This window comes from Mesorhizobium sp. B2-7-2 (assembly GCF_006440775.1).
Classification (GTDB): domain Bacteria; phylum Pseudomonadota; class Alphaproteobacteria; order Rhizobiales; family Rhizobiaceae; genus Mesorhizobium.
In genome coordinates this window covers 104,997-123,415 of record NZ_VFTZ01000011.1, presented here as the reverse complement: position 1 = coordinate 123,415, position 18,419 = coordinate 104,997, and the positions used below count along the sequence as shown (strand labels likewise).

The window sequence follows — 18,419 nt, the reverse complement described above, 5'->3', positions numbered from 1 at the left end:
TTACTTGTCCGGCATGGTTGACGGATCGCGAGCACCATTTCGAATACCGACAATCACAATTTCGGCGGCGGATGGCTCATAGTAGATCAGGTAGGGATAAGGCCGCACGACGATCCGGCGCATCGGCCTTTCGTCTGTAGCAAATGCCGGCCAGGGGATGTTCGAGCAATGGATTGATGACTGCGTGGAGTCTGGCTTGGATCCGCTTCGTCCCTTTGGGTGACTGCAACGCGATATTGCCGAGAACCTCTCTAACTCTGCTAACGCCGCCGGCGTGTAACGAAGCTTCACAGGCCGTGCTTCGCCCAAACAGCACGGACTTCTTCGTCGGTTGCAAATTCACCACGCGCAGCCTGCGCTCGGGGCATTGCGAGCGAGGCTTTTTCCTCTCGGCTCAGTTGGTGAACAGGTTCGTCCCCCACATCACCCGCGAGGCGCAAGAGGACACGTGCGTACTCGTCCTGCAATTCAGGAGGCAAGGTGCGAACACGTTGGACTGCATGCTCGAAAAGCTTGGTCATGCCTCTATTATGCACTTCATTTCCGCATAAAAAAGGCGTTCGCCACAATCCCGCAGGATAGCTGAAGTCCCCTAAAACCGCTCGAGCATCCTGCGGACTTTGACCAGAAACCCCGCCCTGCTCTTCGGTGTCGACGAATCCATCAAATAGTGCGCCAGGAAAAAAGTCTTGCAGCGCGTGGCGCATAGCGCCCGCATGCCGCGTAAAATCGTCTTGCGTCCCGGCTGGCCGACGACGACGCTCCACCAGGTCGGCGCGCCGCAGGCGGTGATGACGCCGACCTTGGTTACATGCCGCATCAGCGACGTGATCCGCCCCTTGCCGGCCGGCAGCTTGAAGGCGATGTCGGTCGCCCACACGCGGTCGAACCAACCCTTCAGCATCGCCGGCAACCCGTACCACCAGGTCGGATAGATGAAGAGGATCGCCTGTGCCCATTGCAGATGTTCGAAATGCGGCGCCAGTGCCGGGTCTTGCGGCGCCCGGTCGTTGTAGAAGCGCCGCTCCTCGCAGCTCATCACAGGGTCGAAACTCTCGGCATAGAGGTCGAGCAGCCGCACCTCCCAGCCTCGCCCCCTCAGCACCTCGAGCGCGGTGTCGCGGATCGCCGCGCAATAGCTTTCCGGCACCGGATGGCAATAGACCACCAGCACGCGCATCAGAAGGCGTCCATCGTGGCCGCGACCTTCGCCATGAAGGCGTTGCGCGTCTCGTCGGTCGAAAGGTTCATGGAATAATGCGCGAGATAGGAGACGGGAGCGCCGGGCTTGATGGTCGCCCGCAGCATGCGCTTGACGACCTTGCGCGGCGGATCGCCCATCAGCATGGCGCGAAGGCGGCTGCCGCCATAGGTGGTGATGGCTGCGAGCTTGCGGATGTTGTGCAGCGTCGGCCGCACTTTGCCGTCGACCAGCTTGAACGACACGCCGGGCAGAAAGACGCGGTCGAAAAAGCCTTTCAGGATCGCCGGATAGCCATAGTTCCAGACCGGAAACGACAGCACCAGCGCTTCGGCATTTTGCAGCCTTTCGACATAGCCGGCGACCGCATCGTCCGGCCCGCGCGGGTCGTGGTAGCCGAGCCGCTCGGCGCGCGTCAGCCGCGGATCGAAATCCTCGGCGTAGAGATCGCAATCATCGACCGCATGCCCGGCTGCGGCGAGCCGTTCGGCGATCGTCTTGTGCAGGCCGGCGTTGAAGCTGGTCTCCACCGGATGAGCGTAAAGCACGAGGATTTTCATCAACCCGCCTTCTGCAATCCCTTGAACAGGAACGTGCGGCCGGAGCGATAATCATAGTCAGGGTTTTCCCAGGCGATCATCTTGCCGGGATTGAGCAGGCCTTGCGGATCGGTCTGGCGCTTGAAGGCAAGCTGGATCTCGTCGGTCTGCTTCATGCCGCCCTCTTCCAGCGTGTAGCGGTGCGGGTTGAAGATCGGGCAGCCATTCTCCTCATGGATGCGGATGATTTCGTTGAGCCGCGCCTCGGTGGTGAACTTGACCAGCGGCAGGCCGAAGCAGGTGATGTTGCCGTCGAGCCGCACGAATTCCAGATGCGAGAACACCTCGCCCGGGAACATCGCGTCCATCTTCTCGACCAGCGCCAGTTGGTTGGGGAACGGATAGAGCGACTGCAGATAGGTGATCGACGGGTCGACGCGCAGTGCCCGCAGGGTCGTGTGGTTCCAGGCAAGCTCATAGGCTGGCGGCAGGCCCTTCTTGTCCTCGTCCGTCGCGGTCGCCGCATTGAAGATGACCTCGCCTCCGGCGCGGCGGGTGAAGGCCAGGAAGGCGTCGAGCCCATGCTTCGCGACCATGACGACGCAGATGCTTTGCCCCTCGCGCAGGAATTTCTGGTGCCGCTTGAAATAGAGCTGCGGCACGGGTGCAGCGATCGGCGTGATCAGCTTGGTCAGGATGCCGTCCTGGCAGGCAAGCGCGTTGCCGTAGCGGGCAGCGCCCATGAAATTGTCGAAGCCGACGATGACGTCGATCCAGTCATAGGCGGCGGTCAGCGGCATCTCGACCTCGGTGATGACGCCGTTGGTGCCGTACGCATGGGTCACCTTGTGCAGGTCCTCGCCGGTGAGCTCGAGCGCCTTGGGCTCGGCCTCCATGGTGACGACGCGCAGCCGCAGCACATTGCCGAAATCGCGCAGGCCGCCGAAATTGATCGAGCCGACGCCGCCGGAGCCGCCAGCGATGAAGCCGCCGATCGAAGCAGTGTTATAGGTCGAGGGCGAGAGCCTCAGCTCCTGCCCGGAATGCGCCCGCGTCGCCCTGTCGATCTCTGCCAGCACCGCGCCCGGCCCGGTCACCACGCGCCCCGGCGCGATCGTCTTGATCTCGTTCATCTCGGCAAGGTTGAGCACCACGCCGCCCGACAGCGGCATCGCCTGCCCATAATTGCCGGTGCCGCTGCCGCGCGGCGTCACCGGAACGCCGTGCCTGTGGCATGCGGCAAGCACGCGGATGACCTCGTCCTCGTTCTTCGGCGTGACGATCAGGTCGCCCTTGATGTGGTCGAGCTGCGCCTTCAGCACCGGGCTGTACCAGTAGAAGTCGCGGCTCTTCTGCTGGACGATGGCCGGATGGTCGTCGAGCTTGATCCCCTCGAGATCGCGCTTCAGCGCTGCGATATCCATCATCACACCATCAATTCGTCGAGTTCGGCATAGTCGGGCAATTGGCGTTCGATCGCCCTGCCGTCGCGCACCACGATGCGATCCGATTCGGGCCGCGACAGCAATTCGGTCCAGCTGCGTCCCTTGAAGATGACGAAGTCGGCGCTGCTGCCGACCGCAAGCGTGCCGGCGCCTTCGAGCCGCATCACTTCGGCCGGCGTCGCCGCCACCGCCCTGGGCCAGTCGCCTACGGGGTGGTCGAAATGCAGGATGCGCGTCGCCATTCGGTAGACCTCAAGCATATCGAGATCGCCATAGGCGTAGAAAGGGTCGCGCGTGTTGTCGGAAGCGACCGCCACCTTGATGCCGCGCGCCTTCATCTCGTGCAGGAGCGTCACGCCGCGCCAGCGCGGGGTGGTACCGTTGCTGCGGCGGTCCTGAAGATAGAGATTGCACATCGGCAGCGACACCACGGCAAGCCGCGCCTTCGCCACCTTGTCCAACGTATCGAGCACCTCGAGGTCCGGCTGGCGTGCCAGCGAGCAGCAATGGCCGACCAGGATGTTGCCCTCGAAGCCATTCCACAGCGAAGCCTCGGCGATCTTCTTCAGCGACATGGCCGCGACATCGTCGGTCTCGTCGGCATGGAAATCGAGATCGAGCCCATGCTTGATCGCCTGGGCGAACACCTGGTCGAGCAGTTCCTCGAGGTCGGGCACCATATAGGTGACGACGCCGAGCACACCCTTGGCCGCGGCGACGCGTTTCGCCAACCGTTCGAACCAGGCCTTGTCGCGCACGCCTTCGATGCCGAGCAGGCAGGCTGCCTGCAGGTCGATGCGCCCACGCCATTTTTCCCGCATCGCCTCGAACACCGGCCAGGAGATCTCCTCCTGCGGCGGCACGCTGTCGAGATGCGTGCGCATAGCCTTGGTGCCGTGCGCATAGGCTGAGCGCAGCGAGAAATCCATGCGGCGCGCTACATCCTCGGCGCTCCAGCGCGTGGTACGGTCGGCGCCGGTGGCATTGAGCGCGCCCATGAAGGTGCCGTCCGGATTGGGCTTTCGCGGCCAGATATGGCCCTTGTCGATATGGGTGTGGCAATCGACGAAGCACGGCAGCACGATGCGGCCGGCAAGGTCGATCGCGTCGGCTTCTGCCTTCGACTTGGCATGGGCGACAATGCTCGCGATCTTACCGTCGGCGACGGCGAGCTCAGTCAGCGCGAAACCGTCGGCGTCGAACGGTGCCGCAAGGCCGGGCGTCAGCGAGCGATGAACGCGGGCGTTGATAAGCCGGTAGGATCCAGAGGCAGGTATCAAGGCCTACCCTCCGCTGTCCTATGCAACACCGTTCGGTTGGGTCGGAGACCCGGCGAACGGCTGTGCGGAGACATCGCGAACAGTTTTGCCTTCCTGTCCTTCGTCATCCACGGGCGGAGCGGGAGCGAAGTGGGCGCGTAAACCCGAGGATCCATTCCGTTACGGTCGTCGAAGAATGCGGCGGCACAAAACTGTTCGCGATGTCTCCGCACGCCTGTTCGCTGTGTCTCTGGCCCAAGCAGGCCGTCACCGTTCTTAACCACGCCAATCACCCTAGCGCTCCTGTTTCAGCGCGCTCTCGTGCCAGCGGCGCAAGATGAGATGCGACACCAGCGACAGCACCAGGAAGATCAGGATGCCGGTGAGCGAGATCAGGATCAGCGCCGCGAACAGGCGCGGCGCGTTGAGCCGGTAGCCGGCCTCGATGATGCGGGACGCAAGCCCCGACGACTGCCCTTGCGCGCCGGCGACGAATTCCGCCACCACCGCGCCGATCAGCGACAGGCCGCCGGCGATCTTCAGCCCGCCGAGGAAATAAGGCATCGCCGCCGGCAGGCGCAGATAGCGCAATTGCTGCCAGCGCGTCGCGCCGTTGAGCTTGAACAGGTCCCGCAGATTGCGGTCGACCGAGTTCAGGCCGAGCGTGGTGTTGGAGAGGATCGGAAAGAAGGCGACGATCCAGGCGCAGAGCAGCAGTTTGACGGTCTGGTTGTCCACATAGATGTTGATCAATGGGAAGATGGCGACGATCGGCGTCACCTGCAGCACGATGGCGAAGGGGAAGAACGACATCTCCACCCATTTCGACTGGGCGAACAGCACCGCCAGTCCGACGCCGCCGATCACGGCGAGCAACAGGCTGAAAAAGGTGATCCTGAGCGTCACCAGCAGTGACGAGAACAAGAGCCCCGCATCGTTGTGCAGCGTCTGCAGCACCACGCCCGGCCGCGGCAGGATATATTGCGGGATCTCGTTCCAGACGCAGATGCGGTCCCACAGCACGATCGCCAGCACCATGATCGCCAGCGGCAGCACCCATTTGCCGATGCGCTCCAGCCGCTCCTGGCGGGCGCGGCGCGCCTCTTCCGGATCGAGCGTCAGGACATTGTCGTCAATGGCCGTCATTTTGCGATCCGGCGGTTGAGTTGATGGCGTCGACCAGCACGCCCGAGGCCTGCCGGCAAAGCGCAGCATAGCCCGGCGAGGTGCGGAACGCCTCGTCGCGCGGATAGGGCGCGTTGATGGGGAGTTCGCCATGGACGCGGCCCGGGCGCGCGGCCATGACGACGACGCGGCTGGACAGGAACACGCTCTCGAAGACGCTGTGGGTGACGAAGATGACGGTGAAGCGCTCGTCCTGCCAAAGTTCCAGAAGGTCGTTGTTGAGCTTGAAGCGGGTGATCTCGTCGAGCGCCGCGAAAGGCTCGTCCATCAGAAGGATGCGCGGCTTCGTCACCATGGCCCGCGCGATCGAGACACGCATCTTCATGCCGCCGGAAAGCTCGCGCGGCACGGCGTTCTCGAAGCCGCTGAGGTGGACGCGCGACAGCATTTCCATCACCGCCGGCTCCGCCTTGGCGCGCGACACGCTCTTCAGCCTCAGCGGCAGCCAGACATTGTCGAACACGCTTGCCCAAGGCAGCAGCGTCGGCTCCTGAAAGACGAAGCCAATGTTCGAGCGGTCGATCGCGCCGCGCCAGTCGAGCTGGCCGGAGGTCGGCGTCGACAGGCCGGCTATCAGCCGAAGCGCCGTCGACTTACCGCAGCCGGAGGGGCCGAGCAGGCTCAGGAAATCGCCCTCGCGGATCGCCAGGTCGACCTTACTCAGCGCCGTCACGCCGTTGGAAAAGACCTTGCCTACACTGCGCAATGCCAGCAGCATCGGGGCCTCCCCCGATGCCGCCGGCGTCTCAGCCACTTTCTCCTGGATCATCTCAGGCCGGCCGCCCTACTTCTTCAGCTCCAGCCCGACACCCTTGTTGATGAAGGCCAGCGTATAGGCTTTCTTGATATCGAGGCCCGGCTGCGCGACCTTGGCCTTGACCATCTTGTCGTAAAAACTCTGGATGCGGGCTTCGGTCATCGCGCCGATGCCGAGCTTTTCCGAATCGCCCGAATCGACAACGCCGAATTTCTTCATCTGCTCGATCGAGAAGGCGATCTGCTCATCCGTCATGTCCGGATTGTCCTTCTTGATCATCTCGTTGGCGGCCTTGTTGTCGCCATAGAGGTATTTGTACCAGCCCTTGGCCGAGCCATCGACGAAGCATTGCACCACCTCCGGCCGCTTGTCGATCGTGTCCTGCATCACCTCGATGGTGGTCGCATAGGTATCCCAGCCATAGTCGGCGAGCAGGAACTGGTTCGGCGTGAAGCCGCCCTGCTTCTGCACGGCAAACGGCTCGGACGTCACATAGCCCTGCTGGATCGACTTCTTGTTGGCGATGAAGGGTGCCGGATTGAACGTGTAGGGCACGCGCTTGGCGGCGTCGAAGCCAAGATCGGTGACCATCCATTGGAAGAAGGTCTGAGCGCCTTCGTCGCCCATGATGTACTGGTCGGCGTTCTTGAGGTCCTCCCACTTGTCCAGCCCCACTCCCGGATGGGACATGATGACCTGCGGATCCTTCTGGAAGTCGGACGCGACGACACGCATCGGAATGCCCTGCTGCACGGCATCGAAGGCCGACAGCAGATTGCCGCCCATATAGAAATCGATCTTGCCGGCAAGCAGCATCGGCCGGCCGCTGACCTGCGGGCCGCCCTGCATGATGGTGACATCGAGGCCGCAGGCGGCATAGGTGCCGTCGGCGACGGCCTGGTAGTAGCCGCCATGTTCCGGCTCGGCCAGCCAATTGGTGCCGAACGTCACCTTCTCGTTCGCGGCCGCACCCAGCGTGCCCGTAGCCAGCAGGACGACGGCGCCCGCCAGCATCTTTCCTTGTCCGATCATAAACTCACCCTCTCTTGGCTCCGGCGCGCAACGCGCTGGGCTCGACACCATTGATTCAAGAAGCAAGACACATGCCACCGCCAGGGCCGCCTGCTCGTGCGGCAGTCGTTGCCGAGACCGGACGGGTCATGCCGTACGCGAGGCATCGTGCCTATTTTTTGGACGCCTGTCCATAATCGCTCCTGGCGGCGTCCACGGCATCTTGAATGTTTCATGAATCCGCCACTAGGCTGTTGGCCGACAGGAGAATGCCATGCTCAAATACCTCGCCCCCAAGTCGATCAAACCGCCTTTCGCCCGCTACAGCCACGGCGTCGAAATACCGGCCGGAAAGCGCCTAGTGCTGTGCTCGGGTCAATTGGGCATCGGCCCCGACGATGCCGTGCCTGAGGACGCCGGCGCGCAGACCGAGCTCTGCTTCAAGAACATCGCCGCGATCCTCAGCGAAACCGGGCTGACCTTGAACGACATCGTGCGCATCAACGCCTTCGTCATCGGCCGCGAGCACCTGCAGGCCTATATGGATGTCCGCAACCGGCTCTTTTCCGATCCGGCGCCGGCCTCCACGCTGATGATCGTCTCCGGCTTCGCCCGCCCGGAGTTCAACGTTGAGGTCGAAGTTCTGGCAGCGGGCTAGCTGTTTCCGGGGATAGTCTCTAGACCTCAGGCCGGACAGCAGACCAATCGGGAGACGAAAAGTGACGACAAGACGCGTGTGGTGGGGCGATTACCGGACGACCGAATACGCCTCGATCGACGCCGAAGCGACCATCGCCGTGCTGCCGGTGGCGGCGATCGAGCAGCACGGCCCGCACCTTCCGGTCTCGACCGACACCTCGATCATGGCGGGCATGCTGGAGACGGTGATCGCGCGTCTGCCCGACGATCTCGACATCCGCATCCTGCCGGTGCAAGCGGTCGGCAAATCGAACGAGCACCTGCATGCGCCGGGAACGCTCACCTTGCCCGCCACCACCTTGGTCGACGCCTGGACCGAGCTTGGCCTGTCGGTCGCCCGGGCCGGGGTGAGGAAGCTGATCGTCGTCAATTCGCATGGCGGCAATGAAGAGATCATGGGCATCATTTCGCGCGAATTGCGCGTGCGCGCCAAAATGCTGTCGGTGAAGACGAGCTGGCAGCGTTTCGGCCGTCCGGCCGGCATGTACACCGAGCTCGAGGACCGTCACGGCATCCATGGCGGCGATGTCGAGACATCACTGATGCTGCACTTCCGGCCCGACCTCGTCGACATGAGCAAGGCGGAGAATTTCGTCTCCAATGTCGGGCGCGCCGAAAAGGAATTCGCCCTGCTGCGCCACACCGGCACGCATGCCTTCGCCTGGATCGCCAGCGACCTCAATCCGAACGGCGTGGTCGGCGACGCCTCCATCGCCACGGCCGAGAAGGGCCGGCTGACGGCGGAAATGCAGGCCGACGGTTTTATCAACCTGGTCCGGGATGTGCGCAAGGCGAGGCTTGCCGAGTGGCTGGCGTAGCGGCGGGTCTGCTTTGACTTAAGCTTCGATCCCCAATTCGAAGGGGATCCCCTCAAACGCGTCGGCACCGCGTCCGATGGCTTCGATCGCCGCGATCATGCGGCCGTCACGCTCAAGCAGCATATCGGCGACGGCGATCAGCCGCGGATTGGGCGTGGCCGTCGGCGAGAGGAAGCGCAGCGTCCGGGCGAGTTCCATCTCGTCGCGCTTCGGCGCCAGCGCCGCCGCGATGATGTAGGCCGATGCCGTCGAGCGGCTGACGCCGGCATAGCAATGCACCACCAAAGGCTTTGCCCGATCCCAACGATAGGCGAAATCGAGCAAGGCCCGCACATGCTCCTCGCCAGGCATCGTCATGCCTTCCTGCGCGACAGCGATGTCGTGCATGACGAGATGCAGGTGGTTTTCCGCCAGGATCGAGGCCGGGCGGACCACTTCGGTGCCTGCGGCGAGCAGCGACAACAACCGCTGCGCACCGGTCCTTGCCACGGCCTCGTCGACCTTCGACAGCGAACAAACGTGGATCATTGCCCGAACTCCTTTGGCGCATCCTTGCGCCGCGCGGCCCACGTGGCAAGGGTGCCTTCGAGGCGTTGCCATTCCGCTTCATTGCCCGGCAAACCGACACGCAGCACGTGAGGCCGCTCGGCAAAATGGCGGACCAGCACGCCGCTCGAGCCAAGTGCCGAAAAAAGGCCTGCGGCCTCGGGAAACGACAGATAGCGGAACAGGCTGGTGCCGCCGGCGACCGGAACGTCGAATCGGCCAAGCAGCGTGTCGAGCCGCCCGGCATCCTGCGCCAGGCGTTGCCGCATATCGGCCTGCCACGCCGCATCCGACAAGGCGCGGATGCCATATTCGAGCGCCGGGCCGGCGACCGCCCAGGGCCCGAGCTGCGCATCCAGCCGCTTGGCCGTCAGCGGATCCGCCAATGCGAAGCCGAGTCTCACACCCGCAAGGCCGAAGAACTTGCCGAAGGAGCGCAGCACGATGATGCCGCCCTGCCCGACATCGCCGGCGAGGCTTTGCTCGATCGGGCCGACATCCATGAAGGCCTCGTCGACGACCAGCAGCCCGCCCTTGGCGCGAAGCCGCGCCGCAAGGTCGAGCAGACGGGCCTTTTCGATCAGCCGCCCATCCGGATTGTTGGGATTGACCAGCACCGCAAGGTCCGCCTCGGCCAGCGCGCCGAAATCGCTGACTTCCGCCACGGCATGGGCGGCGATAGCGGCGGCCCGGGCATGTTCGGCATAGGTTGGGCCAAGCACCAGCGCCTTGCCGGGCCGCAGCAGCGAAGCGATGCGCGGCAGGAGAATCTGCGTGCCGGGCGCCGCCGCCACATGCGCCGCCGACGGCGCGCCATAGGCCCTGGCCGCAATTTCGGCCAATTCGCGCAGTTGTCCTGCCTCCGGCAATCGGGACAGCGCTGTGGCGGGCAGATCGAAAAGCGGATAGGAGTGCGGATTGATACCTGTCGAGAGGTCCACGAAAGGTTTTGGCGCATGAGGAAAAAGTGCGTTTGCCCGGCCAAGGCTGCCGCCATGATCAACCGCTGCAATCGCTCCGCTTAGAAGTTTCATGTCCGTCCTGATCGCTTTCCTGTCACTCGCCGTCGAACGGGCCCTTGGCTACCCGGACTGGCTGTTCGGCGCCATCGGCCATCCGGTCACCTGGATCGGCAGGCTGATATCCTTTCTCGATCGCCGGCTCAACCACGCTACGGATTCCGACGAATTGCGTCGCCGACGCGGCGTCCAGGCCTTGCTCGTCATTCTGCTGGTGCCCGGCCTGATCGGCCTGGCGCTGCATGTCCTGCTCTGGATGATGTTCCCTACGGGCCTCGTCATCGCCGCCATCCTCGGTTCCTCGCTGCTGTCGCAGAAAAGCCTCGCAGAGCATGTCGAGGAGGTCGCCGACGCGCTGGAGACCGGCGGCCTGACGCTCGGCCGCATCGCCGTATCGCGCATTGTCGGCCGCGATCCGGAAAAGCTCGACAAGGCCGGTGTCGCGCGTGCCGCGATCGAAAGCCTAGCCGAGAATTTTTCGGACGGCATTGTCGCGCCCGCGTTCTGGACCGGCATCGGCGGCCTTGGCGGAGGTGCTGCCTATAAGGCCGCCAACACCGCCGATTCGATGATCGGCCACCGCACGCCGAAATACGAAGCCTTCGGCCGTGCGGCCGCCCGTTTCGACGATCTGGTCAACCTGCCCGCATCGCGACTCACCGGGCTGCTCATCGTGCTGGCGGCCTTTCTTGTGCCCGGCGCCGATCCGCACTCCGCCTGGCATGTCATGCGACGCGACGCGAGGAAGCACCGCTCGCCCAATGCCGGCTGGCCGGAAGCCGCTATGGCCGGCGCGCTGGGGCTTTCGCTCGCCGGACCACGCAGCTATGGCGGCGAAGTCGTCGAGGACGCCTTCATGGGTGAAGGCGGCCGCCGCGAGGCCGAAAGCACCGACATCCGCCAGGCGCTCAAGCTCTATCGCGTAGCCGACTGGCTGCTGCTTGGCCTGTTCGCGGTCGTCTCGGCGATCGTGATCTACCTGACCATCTTGATCGGCGGCTAAAACTCAATTCCCTGCTGCGCCTTCACGCCGGCGGCGAAATGGTGCTTGGTCAGCCCCATCTCGGTGACGAGATCGGCCGCCTCGACGAGGAGCGGCTTGGCGTTGCGGCCGGTGACGATGACATGCAGATCGCCCCGGCGCGCCTTCAGCGCCGCGACCACCTTTTCCAGATCGAGATAATCGTAGCGCAGCGCGATGTTGAGTTCGTCGAGCACCACGAGGCTCATCGACGGATCGACGATCAGCTCCAACGCCTTGGCCCAGGCGGCTTCGGCGGCGGCGATGTCGCGCTTCAGGTCCTGCGTCTCCCAGGTAAAACCCTCGCCCATCGCATGCCAGACGACACGGTCGCCGAAGGCCGCGAAAGCATCCTTCTCGCCGGTATGCCATTTGCCTTTGATGAACTGCACGACGCCGACGCGCTTGCCATAGCCCAGCATTCTCAGCGCCAGGCCGAAGGCAGCCGTGGTCTTGCCCTTGCCCGGCCCGGTGTTGACGATCAGCAGCCCCTTTTCGACCGTCTTGCCGGCCACTTCGGCATCCTGCACCGCCTTGCGCTTGGCCATCTTGGCGCGGTGGCGCTCGGCGTCCTTGTCATCAACGGTCTTGTCTTCGATTTCGGCCATGTCACTTCACCTTGAGTGGCAATCCCGCCACCATCATGAGAACGCTGTCGGCAGCGGTCGCCACCTGTTGGTTGAGCCGGCCGGCGGCGTCGCGGAACCGGCGCGCCAGCGCATTGTCGGGCACGATGCCCAGGCCGACTTCGTTTGAGACCACGAACCATGGCCCGCGCGGCCGCGACAGCGCATCCTTGAGCCGCCGGCATTCGGCCTCGACATCATGTTCGGCCAGCATGTGGTTGGTGAGCCACAATGTCAGGCAATCGATCAGCACAGGTTGGTAGGTCGGCAAAGCCTCGATTGTGCCCGCCAGATCGAGCGGCGCATCGACGGTGACCCAGCCTTCGCCGCGCCGCGACCGATGCAGCGCGATGCGCTCGCGCATCTCGTCGTCATAGGCCTGCGCCGTGGCGATATAGGTCCAGGGCGATGGGTTAACGATCGTCAGGCTCTCGGCATAAGAGCTCTTGCCCGAACGGGCACCCCCCAGGATGAAGGTCAGCTTCCCATCGGAAGCTCTATTGCCGCTCGCGGCTGTCGTGCCGGTCATTCTTGCCTTCCAGGTTGGAATCGTGTCGCGGCCCAGAGGCCGACGGTGCGCGAACCTTAGGCAGAAGCGCGACCACCGGCAAACCCAATTCCGCCACCGCCCGGCGCGATTGCGGCACGACTTGCGATGCTACGAGCCGGCAATCCGCGCCGCGACCAGCTGCTGCAACCGCCACAAATGTGTATCGTGGATGCCGCGCTGCTCGAGATTCTTCACCGTGTTGTAGAGATAGTCGGCGCCCGAGCCCCAATGGCCGCAGGAGGTCGCCAGCCGCTCGACAACCGCTTCCTCGCTTAATGGACCGGCATACGTGGTGCCCTGGCGGTTGATGACGAAGGCCAGCGCCCGCAGCGGGCCGCCATCGCTCGTCATATTGAGCAGGCGCGGATGGTAGCTGGTCGGCTTCAGTGTCACCTCTCGCCGCAGGATCTTGTCGAGTTGCTCGCGCCTGTCACCGTCGCCGAGCCGAAAGGCGACGCCCTTGCACTGTCCGCCACGGTCCAGCGCCATCATCAGGCCCGGGCTTTCCTTGGTGCCGCGCCAGCGCGTCATCTTCATGCAGAAGGATCTGTGCCAACCTCGCAGCAGGGCCACGCGCTCCTCGACATGCTCGATCTCGGGCTTCCAGATCAGAGAGCCGTAGCCAAACAGCCAGAGCGGTTCGTTGGCCAGGAGTTGAACCTCCAGCTCACGCGTCATCGCCGCATAGTCGCTGTCATCCAGATGTGCCGCATCGGGATCCGGTCCTGCATCCTCGACCGCGCGGAAGCAGCGGGCGACCAGTTCCTCGGTTAGCGACATGGTTCTTGGCAGCATGCGCGCGACCTTAAGGTTCCTGCGCGACCGAAACAATGCGGGCGCCGCGCGATTGACAACTCCTTGGCCCGGGTGTCGGCTGTCGGCAGCCACGGAGAAGCCGATGCAGCCCGATCCGAACGAACGCGACCCATACAACGGCCTGACCAGCCTCCAGCCGACCTTGCCGTCGGCCGCCTATTGGGACGCCGACGCCTACCGGCGCGATCTGGACGCCATCTGGTATCGAAACTGGTTGATGGTCTGCCGCGAGGCCGATATCGCCGAGCCCCTCGCCTTCCGCACGGTGCGCATCGGCAGCCAGGAGGTCGTCGTGCTGCGCGACGAGACCGGCGCCTTGCGCGCCTTCCACAACACCTGCAGGCATCGCGGCTCGCAGCTTTGCCAGGAGAGCGCCGGGCGGCTGAAAGCCAGGCTGCTGACCTGCCCCTATCACGCCTGGTCCTATTCGCTGCGCGGCGATCTCGTGCGCGTGCCGTCGAAATCGCTGCCCGAGAGCTTCGACAAGGCCGACTATCCGCTCTACCGCGTGGCGCTATCGGTGTGGCGCGGTTTCGTCTTCGTCAACCTCGCCGAGCATCCCGACGGCTCGGCGGAAAGCTCCTTCGATCGCGCCTCCGGAGATCTTTCCAGCTGGCCTCTGGAAAGCCTAGTCACCGGCCACCGGCTCACCAAAGTGATGAACTGCAATTGGAAGATTTTCTGGGAGAACTTCAACGAATGCCTGCACTGCCCCGGCGTGCATAAGGATTTGTCGCGACTGGTGCCGATCTATGGCCGCGGCCTGATGGCCAGGCATGACGATCCCGAATGGGCGCGCCACGCCGACAATGACGCCCCGGAATTCTCCGGCCGGCTGCGCCCCGGCGCCGAAACCTGGTCCAGGGACGGCCATGTCCATGGCCCTGTCTTTTCCGGCTTGACGCCGGCCGAGCGCGCTGCCGGCCAGACCTACACCACCTCGCTGCCCTCGATGTTCATCGTCGGCCATGTCGACTATATGCGCACCGTGCGGCTCGCCCCGCTCGGCCCGGAGCAGACCGAGCTGACCGCCGAATGGCTGTTCGCTCCGGAAGCGTTGGCTGAGACCGATGTCGAAAACATCGTCGCCTTCGGCACCCAGGTGCTCGAAGAAGACGCCGCGATCTGCGAGGTCAACCAGAAGGGGCTTCGCTCGCTGCGCCACAAAGCCGGCGTGCTGATGCCGGAGGAATACGATCTGCACCGCTTCCACGATTGGGTGCGCGGTCGTCACACAGCGTTCAAAACGCCTTCGGCAGGTAGCGCCAGGTGACGAAGCCGCAGAAGGCGGCCAGGATGCCGAGCGTGACGAACACCGATCCGAGGCCGAAGAAGGCCAGCACCACCGAATAGACGAGCGGCGGCGTCAGCTCGGAGAAATCGAGATAGGTGCGGTAGACCGCTGCCATCTGCGCCTTCTCGTAAGCGCGCACCGAGCGCATGAAGGCGGTCGAGCCGAGCGCGTCGAGGGCGATGGTGAACAAGGCGCCGCAAAGCAGCAGCGCGCCGGTGAGCAACGGCGCCGCCTCGCCGATTCCGCCCGCGGCAAACAACATGGCCGACATGGCGAAATAGGCGAAAGTCATGACCTTGCGCCCGCCGAAGCGCTTGCCGGCCCTGCCCCAGAAGATCGCCACGAACAGAAGCGCATTGCCGGCCGAAACCAGCAAGCCGCCGGCGAGCTCGCCCTGGCCGGTGATCACCATGAACAGCGGGCCGTAGACGAAGAACGTCGTCCAGAAGCAGGAGCGGCCGAAGGCGATCAGCCAGGCAAGCCTGAGCCTTGGCTGCTTCACGAAGCGGCCGATATTGGCAAGTGGATTGGCGGGCCGCGACTTGCCGGGCCGGATCGACTGGTTGTCGCTCAGCCGGTAGAACCAGAACAGGCAAAGCAGGGCGAACGCAAACACGACGACCGCGCCATGCGCGGCATAGATGCCGAAATGGGTGTAGAGGAAGATGCCGAGCGTCGGCCCGCCGGTCCAGGCGAACATCGACCACGCCATGCGCAGCGATTCTGCCTGCATGAAGTCGGTCTTGCGGATGTGATCCATGATGTAGAGGTTGAGCGTGATCGACAGCGCGCTCGCCCCCATGACGCGGCACAGCATGCCGGCAATCTGGCCGGGCAGCGAGTGGGTGACGAAGAAGGCGGAGCCGAGCGCCAGCAGCACGCAGCCGGCCGTGTAGACCCAGCGCCGCGCGAAGCGACGGATGAGCATCGGCATGAACAGCGTGACCGAAAGGCCCATGAGGGACACGATCGTGTAGAGGATCGAGACGATCCGCTCATTGTGCAGGATCTCGTAGGCCTGGATCGGGATCACGCTGGAGATCGTGGCGCGGGCGAAGGATTCAACCGCATAGAGCGAGGCGAAGGTGCGCGCGTCCGCCGGCCGCAGGGCCGGAAGCCAGATCGGATGGCGCACATGGGTGGACATCGGCCCTCCGAGACGTGAATCGTCCGTCAAATCTGGCCGGGCCAGCTGCCGGCCAGTAGCAGGAAACCGACTCCGAGAGGCCGAAAAAGCGAAGCCTGCCAAAGGCTTTCCAGCTCTGGCCTAAAGCGAAATTTCATGGCTGCCATGAACCGCATTGATGGCCGCCTGCTTCTGTCGTCCACTTGAACCGTGATAGTCGTTTGGCACGACTGAATCGGATCGAGATGATGAGCCTTCAAACGACGAGCGGCCCTGTTCAGGACGCGCCAAAGCACGGCCGCATCCAGGCCATCGACATCCTGCGCGGCATCGCGCTGATCGCGATGGCGAGCTACCACTTCACCTGGGACCTTGAAAACTTCGGCTACACCGCGCCCGCCCTCACCGCCTTCGGCTGGTGGAAATTCTACGCGCGCTGCATTGCCTCGACCTTCCTGTTGCTCGTCGGCGTCAGCCTTTTCCTTGCCCACGGCCGTCATATCCGCTGGCCAGGCTTCTGGAAGCGCTTCGCCATGGTGGCCATCGCAGCGGCCGCCATCTCGGCAGTCACCTACATCGTCACCCCGGACGGGTTCATCTTCTTCGGCATTCTGCATGAGATCGCGCTGGCGAGCCTGCTCGGCCTCGCCTTTCTCAGGCTGTCCTGGTTGGTGACGGCGATCATCGCCGCAGCGGTCATTGCCGCCCCTTACTATCTGCGGTCGGAGTTCTTCGACCATCCGGCGCTGTGGTGGGTGGGCCTTTCCGCCACCAACCCGCGTTCCAACGATTACGTGCCGCTTTTCCCCTGGTTCGGCCCTGTTCTGCTGGGGATCGCCACGGTGAAGCTTGCTTCCGCCACTGGCTTTCTCGCCCGGCTGGGAACATGGCTGCCCGGCCGCTGGTCTAAGCCGCTGACCTTCATCGGCCGGCACAGCCTCGCCTTCTACCTCATTCACCAGCCGCTTCTGTTCGGCTCGGTGTGGCTGTTCTCGCAGGTCTTGCCCGCCGCCCCTCAGGATAGGCAAGCCGGCTTCCTGCCGGCTTGCCAGGCGCAGTGCGAACAACAGCGGGACAGCAAGTTCTGTACGGGCTATTGTGGCTGCATGCTGGACACGCTGAAGGGCGAAGGGTCTCTCGACAAGCTCTACGCCAACGATCAGTCCAGCGTCTGGAAATCGCATCTGGCCGACATGGCGGAGACCTGCACCGCCGCGACGCAGGACCAGATGGAGGGAGGGCAGCAATGACGGGCATCGTAAAGCCCAGACACGGGATCATTCCCTGGCCGCCGGTGATCTATGTCGTGGCGATTGCGGCGAGCGTCGTCCTCGGCATACTCTACCCGCTGCCCTGGATCGGCGACATCTTCGGCGATCTCCTGTTCGGCGTCGGCTGGGTGGCGCTGTTCGGCGTCGCCATGCTCTGGATCACGGCCATCCGCGTCATGATGCGGGCCAAAACGACATTCGACCCCAACGCCGAACCTGATCATCTGGTGACGTCGGGCCCCTTCGGCATCACCCGCAACCCGATGTATCTCGCCAACACGCTGCTGCTGATCGGCGTCGCCTTCATCACCGGCATCGCCTGGTTCCTGCTCTTTGCCTTCCTCGCCGCCTTCGCGACGCAGAAGCTAGCGATCGAGAAGGAAGAAAAGATCCTGGCGACGAAGTTCGGCAAGAAATACCGCGATTATGCCAAGCGGGTGCGGCGCTGGATTTGAAGTTGCTTCGCTTGGATCGGTCGCGGGCCAGGCGTCCTTAGCGGGTGGGCTAGCGTGTTTCGCCTTTAGCTAGCCGCAGCGCCTCTCCCGTCATCATTCTATGGCGAAGCAAGGAGCGAAGCGACGCGCGCAGACCATAGAATCCATTCCGTGACATCAAGGCGTTGCAACGGTGCAGACTTCTGCTCCGCCGCGCCCTTCGATCGAGGTCACGGAATGGATCCTCGGGTCTCCGCGTCCGCTTCGCCCGTGGATGACGAAGCTGAGAGGGACCGGCTAATCTCGAACGTTTGCGGTAGTTGGTCTTCGCCTGTCAGCGGGCTACGTATTCACACCCAGCTCGGCCAGCCGCTCCACGCAGGACTCTTCCGCCTGGTCCAATTCAGCCAGCGTCTCTTCCAGGTCGCGCCGCTTCTGGCGCAGGTCCTCGCGTTTTTCCTCGATGCGCTTGATCATCAGCTTGAGTTGGCCGACCTCGCCGGGCGGCTCCTTGTACATCTGGATGATCTCGCGGATCTCGTTGATCGAGAAGCCGAGCCTTTTTCCCCGCATGATCTGGCGGATGAGATGCCGGTCCGACGGCCGAAACAGCCGCGTGCGGCCGCGCCTTACCGGCTGCACCAGCCCCTCGTCCTCGTAAAAACGCAATGTCCGCGTCGACACGTCGAATTCGCGCGTCAGCTCGGTGATCGTGTAATATTCCCGCATTCCCGCTCCCAAGCCAGGGCATCGCCGCTTGAAGCGTCGCCCTTCCCTCCGGTGATACCCATCCAGCGCCGGA

General features: G+C 63.9%; 22 protein-coding genes. 6 read left to right on the top strand and 16 right to left on the bottom strand.

Features of this window, described 5'->3' with window-relative positions; all coding sequences use genetic code 11:
• From FJ425_RS32325 to FJ425_RS17085, 9 genes are all read right to left on the bottom strand, one after another.
• Positions 1-123 carry a hypothetical protein gene (locus tag FJ425_RS32325; protein ID WP_281405761.1) on the bottom strand — a complete coding sequence of 41 codons (123 nt, stop codon included), beginning with the start codon at positions 121-123 and terminating at the stop codon, positions 1-3.
• A 164-nt stretch (positions 124-287) separates the two neighbouring features.
• Positions 288-521: a hypothetical protein gene (locus tag FJ425_RS17120; RefSeq protein WP_140725041.1), complete on the bottom strand. Its 234-nt coding sequence runs from the start codon at positions 519-521 to the stop codon at positions 288-290.
• 71 nt (positions 522-592) lie between these two features.
• On the bottom strand, positions 593-1,180 hold the full coding sequence (locus FJ425_RS17115; protein WP_140725038.1) for an NAD(P)H-dependent oxidoreductase: 588 nt from the start codon (positions 1,178-1,180) through the stop codon (positions 593-595).
• Entirely contained in the window at positions 1,180-1,761 is a 582-nt protein-coding gene (locus FJ425_RS17110; protein ID WP_181175953.1) for an NAD(P)H-dependent oxidoreductase, read from the bottom strand. The genes FJ425_RS17115 and FJ425_RS17110 overlap by 1 nt, the downstream gene beginning before the upstream one ends.
• On the bottom strand, positions 1,761-3,164 hold the full coding sequence (locus FJ425_RS17105) for an FAD-binding oxidoreductase (protein ID WP_140725106.1): 1,404 nt from the start codon (positions 3,162-3,164) through the stop codon (positions 1,761-1,763). The genes FJ425_RS17110 and FJ425_RS17105 overlap by 1 nt, the downstream gene beginning before the upstream one ends.
• 2 nt (positions 3,165-3,166) lie before the next feature.
• Positions 3,167-4,465: a cytosine deaminase gene (locus FJ425_RS17100; protein WP_140725031.1), complete on the bottom strand. Its 1,299-nt coding sequence runs from the start codon at positions 4,463-4,465 to the stop codon at positions 3,167-3,169.
• A 273-nt stretch (positions 4,466-4,738) separates the two neighbouring features.
• A complete protein-coding gene (locus tag FJ425_RS17095; protein WP_140725028.1) occupies positions 4,739-5,590 on the bottom strand; it encodes an ABC transporter permease in 852 nt (283 codons plus the stop codon).
• Positions 5,577-6,398 carry an ABC transporter ATP-binding protein gene (locus FJ425_RS17090; protein WP_140725025.1) on the bottom strand — a complete coding sequence of 274 codons (822 nt, stop codon included), beginning with the start codon at positions 6,396-6,398 and terminating at the stop codon, positions 5,577-5,579. Before FJ425_RS17090 ends, FJ425_RS17095 begins: the two co-directional genes overlap by 14 nt.
• Positions 6,399-6,413: 15 nt before the next feature.
• The gene (locus tag FJ425_RS17085) at positions 6,414-7,418 is read right to left on the bottom strand and encodes an ABC transporter substrate-binding protein (RefSeq protein ID WP_140725022.1); all 1,005 of its coding nucleotides are present in this window, start codon (positions 7,416-7,418) and stop codon (positions 6,414-6,416) included.
• A 253-nt stretch (positions 7,419-7,671) separates the two neighbouring features.
• Between FJ425_RS17085 and FJ425_RS17080 the strand changes: the two genes are divergently transcribed.
• Positions 7,672-8,055, top strand: coding sequence for a RidA family protein (locus FJ425_RS17080; protein ID WP_140725019.1), 384 nt, complete (start codon positions 7,672-7,674; stop codon positions 8,053-8,055).
• A 61-nt stretch (positions 8,056-8,116) separates the two neighbouring features.
• The gene (locus FJ425_RS17075) at positions 8,117-8,914 is read left to right on the top strand and encodes a creatininase family protein (RefSeq protein ID WP_140725016.1); all 798 of its coding nucleotides are present in this window, start codon (positions 8,117-8,119) and stop codon (positions 8,912-8,914) included.
• A gap of 18 nt (positions 8,915-8,932) precedes the next feature.
• Here the strand turns inward: FJ425_RS17075 and FJ425_RS17070 are convergent, their stop codons facing one another.
• Together FJ425_RS17070 and cobD are read right to left on the bottom strand one after the other, a co-directional pair.
• Positions 8,933-9,442: a tyrosine phosphatase family protein gene (locus FJ425_RS17070; protein ID WP_140627022.1), complete on the bottom strand. Its 510-nt coding sequence runs from the start codon at positions 9,440-9,442 to the stop codon at positions 8,933-8,935.
• The gene (gene cobD / locus FJ425_RS17065) at positions 9,439-10,494 is read right to left on the bottom strand and encodes a threonine-phosphate decarboxylase CobD (protein WP_140725013.1); all 1,056 of its coding nucleotides are present in this window, start codon (positions 10,492-10,494) and stop codon (positions 9,439-9,441) included. The genes FJ425_RS17070 and cobD overlap by 4 nt, the downstream gene beginning before the upstream one ends.
• Here cobD and cbiB point away from each other — a divergent pair.
• Positions 10,493-11,482 carry an adenosylcobinamide-phosphate synthase CbiB gene (cbiB, locus tag FJ425_RS17060; protein ID WP_140689797.1) on the top strand — a complete coding sequence of 330 codons (990 nt, stop codon included), beginning with the start codon at positions 10,493-10,495 and terminating at the stop codon, positions 11,480-11,482. The genes cobD and cbiB overlap by 2 nt on opposite strands.
• On the opposite strand, the gene cobO is transcribed toward cbiB, so the two are convergent.
• The 3 genes from cobO to FJ425_RS17045 all read right to left on the bottom strand — a co-directional run bounded on the left by cobO (position 11,479) and on the right by FJ425_RS17045 (position 13,471).
• Entirely contained in the window at positions 11,479-12,108 is a 630-nt protein-coding gene (gene cobO, locus FJ425_RS17055) for a cob(I)yrinic acid a,c-diamide adenosyltransferase (protein ID WP_140725010.1), read from the bottom strand. The two genes, cbiB and cobO, sit on opposite strands and share 4 nt — an antisense overlap.
• A gap of 1 nt (position 12,109) precedes the next feature.
• Complete coding sequence (gene cobU / locus FJ425_RS17050) at positions 12,110-12,655, bottom strand: bifunctional adenosylcobinamide kinase/adenosylcobinamide-phosphate guanylyltransferase (RefSeq protein ID WP_140725007.1); 546 nt, start codon at positions 12,653-12,655, stop codon at positions 12,110-12,112.
• Positions 12,656-12,784: 129 nt separating this feature from the next.
• Positions 12,785-13,471 carry a gamma-glutamylcyclotransferase gene (locus FJ425_RS17045; protein ID WP_140725005.1) on the bottom strand — a complete coding sequence of 229 codons (687 nt, stop codon included), beginning with the start codon at positions 13,469-13,471 and terminating at the stop codon, positions 12,785-12,787.
• Positions 13,472-13,574: 103 nt separating this feature from the next.
• On the opposite strand from FJ425_RS17045, the gene FJ425_RS17040 reads away from it, so the two are divergent.
• Positions 13,575-14,765: an aromatic ring-hydroxylating dioxygenase subunit alpha gene (locus FJ425_RS17040; protein WP_140725002.1), complete on the top strand. Its 1,191-nt coding sequence runs from the start codon at positions 13,575-13,577 to the stop codon at positions 14,763-14,765.
• Here the strand turns inward: FJ425_RS17040 and FJ425_RS17035 are convergent.
• Positions 14,734-15,933 carry an MFS transporter gene (locus FJ425_RS17035; protein WP_140724999.1) on the bottom strand — a complete coding sequence of 400 codons (1,200 nt, stop codon included), beginning with the start codon at positions 15,931-15,933 and terminating at the stop codon, positions 14,734-14,736. The two genes, FJ425_RS17040 and FJ425_RS17035, sit on opposite strands and share 32 nt — an antisense overlap.
• 227 nt (positions 15,934-16,160) lie before the next feature.
• Here FJ425_RS17035 and FJ425_RS17030 point away from each other — a divergent pair, with 227 nt between their 5' ends.
• Both FJ425_RS17030 and FJ425_RS17025 read left to right on the top strand, forming a co-directional pair.
• Positions 16,161-17,162, top strand: coding sequence for a DUF1624 domain-containing protein (locus FJ425_RS17030; RefSeq protein ID WP_140724996.1), 1,002 nt, complete (start codon positions 16,161-16,163; stop codon positions 17,160-17,162).
• Positions 17,159-17,638, top strand: a complete 480-nt coding sequence (locus FJ425_RS17025) for an isoprenylcysteine carboxylmethyltransferase family protein (protein WP_140724993.1) — start codon at positions 17,159-17,161, stop codon at positions 17,636-17,638. Before FJ425_RS17030 ends, FJ425_RS17025 begins: the two co-directional genes overlap by 4 nt.
• 321 nt (positions 17,639-17,959) lie before the next feature.
• Here FJ425_RS17025 and FJ425_RS17020 read toward each other — a convergent pair whose 3' ends face one another.
• On the bottom strand, positions 17,960-18,346 hold the full coding sequence (locus FJ425_RS17020; RefSeq protein WP_027168973.1) for a MerR family DNA-binding transcriptional regulator: 387 nt from the start codon (positions 18,344-18,346) through the stop codon (positions 17,960-17,962).
• Positions 18,347-18,419: the final 73 nt, after the last annotated feature.

Excerpts from the sequence above, each read along its gene's own strand:
- cobU (WP_140725007.1), bottom strand. The coding sequence starts at position 12,655 with ATGACCGGCACGACAGCCGCGAGCGGCAATAGAGCTTCCGATGGGAAG.
- cbiB (WP_140689797.1), top strand. The coding sequence starts at position 10,493 with ATGTCCGTCCTGATCGCTTTCCTGTCACTCGCCGTCGAACGGGCCCTT.
- FJ425_RS17045 (WP_140725005.1), bottom strand. The coding sequence starts at position 13,471 with ATGCTGCCAAGAACCATGTCGCTAACCGAGGAACTGGTCGCCCGCTGC.
- FJ425_RS17085 (WP_140725022.1), bottom strand. The coding sequence starts at position 7,418 with ATGATCGGACAAGGAAAGATGCTGGCGGGCGCCGTCGTCCTGCTGGCT.
- FJ425_RS17090 (WP_140725025.1), bottom strand. The coding sequence starts at position 6,398 with ATGATCCAGGAGAAAGTGGCTGAGACGCCGGCGGCATCGGGGGAGGCC.
- FJ425_RS32325 (WP_281405761.1), bottom strand. The coding sequence starts at position 123 with ATGCGCCGGATCGTCGTGCGGCCTTATCCCTACCTGATCTACTATGAG.
- FJ425_RS17035 (WP_140724999.1), bottom strand. The coding sequence starts at position 15,933 with ATGTCCACCCATGTGCGCCATCCGATCTGGCTTCCGGCCCTGCGGCCG.
- FJ425_RS17020 (WP_027168973.1), bottom strand. The coding sequence starts at position 18,346 with ATGCGGGAATATTACACGATCACCGAGCTGACGCGCGAATTCGACGTG.
- FJ425_RS17070 (WP_140627022.1), bottom strand. The coding sequence starts at position 9,442 with ATGATCCACGTTTGTTCGCTGTCGAAGGTCGACGAGGCCGTGGCAAGG.
- cobO (WP_140725010.1), bottom strand. The coding sequence starts at position 12,108 with ATGGCCGAAATCGAAGACAAGACCGTTGATGACAAGGACGCCGAGCGC.
- FJ425_RS17040 (WP_140725002.1), top strand. The coding sequence starts at position 13,575 with ATGCAGCCCGATCCGAACGAACGCGACCCATACAACGGCCTGACCAGC.
- FJ425_RS17105 (WP_140725106.1), bottom strand. The coding sequence starts at position 3,164 with ATGGATATCGCAGCGCTGAAGCGCGATCTCGAGGGGATCAAGCTCGAC.
- FJ425_RS17030 (WP_140724996.1), top strand. The coding sequence starts at position 16,161 with ATGAGCCTTCAAACGACGAGCGGCCCTGTTCAGGACGCGCCAAAGCAC.
- cobD (WP_140725013.1), bottom strand. The coding sequence starts at position 10,494 with ATGAAACTTCTAAGCGGAGCGATTGCAGCGGTTGATCATGGCGGCAGC.
- FJ425_RS17120 (WP_140725041.1), bottom strand. The coding sequence starts at position 521 with ATGACCAAGCTTTTCGAGCATGCAGTCCAACGTGTTCGCACCTTGCCT.
- FJ425_RS17095 (WP_140725028.1), bottom strand. The coding sequence starts at position 5,590 with ATGACGGCCATTGACGACAATGTCCTGACGCTCGATCCGGAAGAGGCG.
- FJ425_RS17080 (WP_140725019.1), top strand. The coding sequence starts at position 7,672 with ATGCTCAAATACCTCGCCCCCAAGTCGATCAAACCGCCTTTCGCCCGC.
- FJ425_RS17115 (WP_140725038.1), bottom strand. The coding sequence starts at position 1,180 with ATGCGCGTGCTGGTGGTCTATTGCCATCCGGTGCCGGAAAGCTATTGC.
- FJ425_RS17110 (WP_181175953.1), bottom strand. The coding sequence starts at position 1,761 with ATGAAAATCCTCGTGCTTTACGCTCATCCGGTGGAGACCAGCTTCAAC.
- FJ425_RS17025 (WP_140724993.1), top strand. The coding sequence starts at position 17,159 with ATGACGGGCATCGTAAAGCCCAGACACGGGATCATTCCCTGGCCGCCG.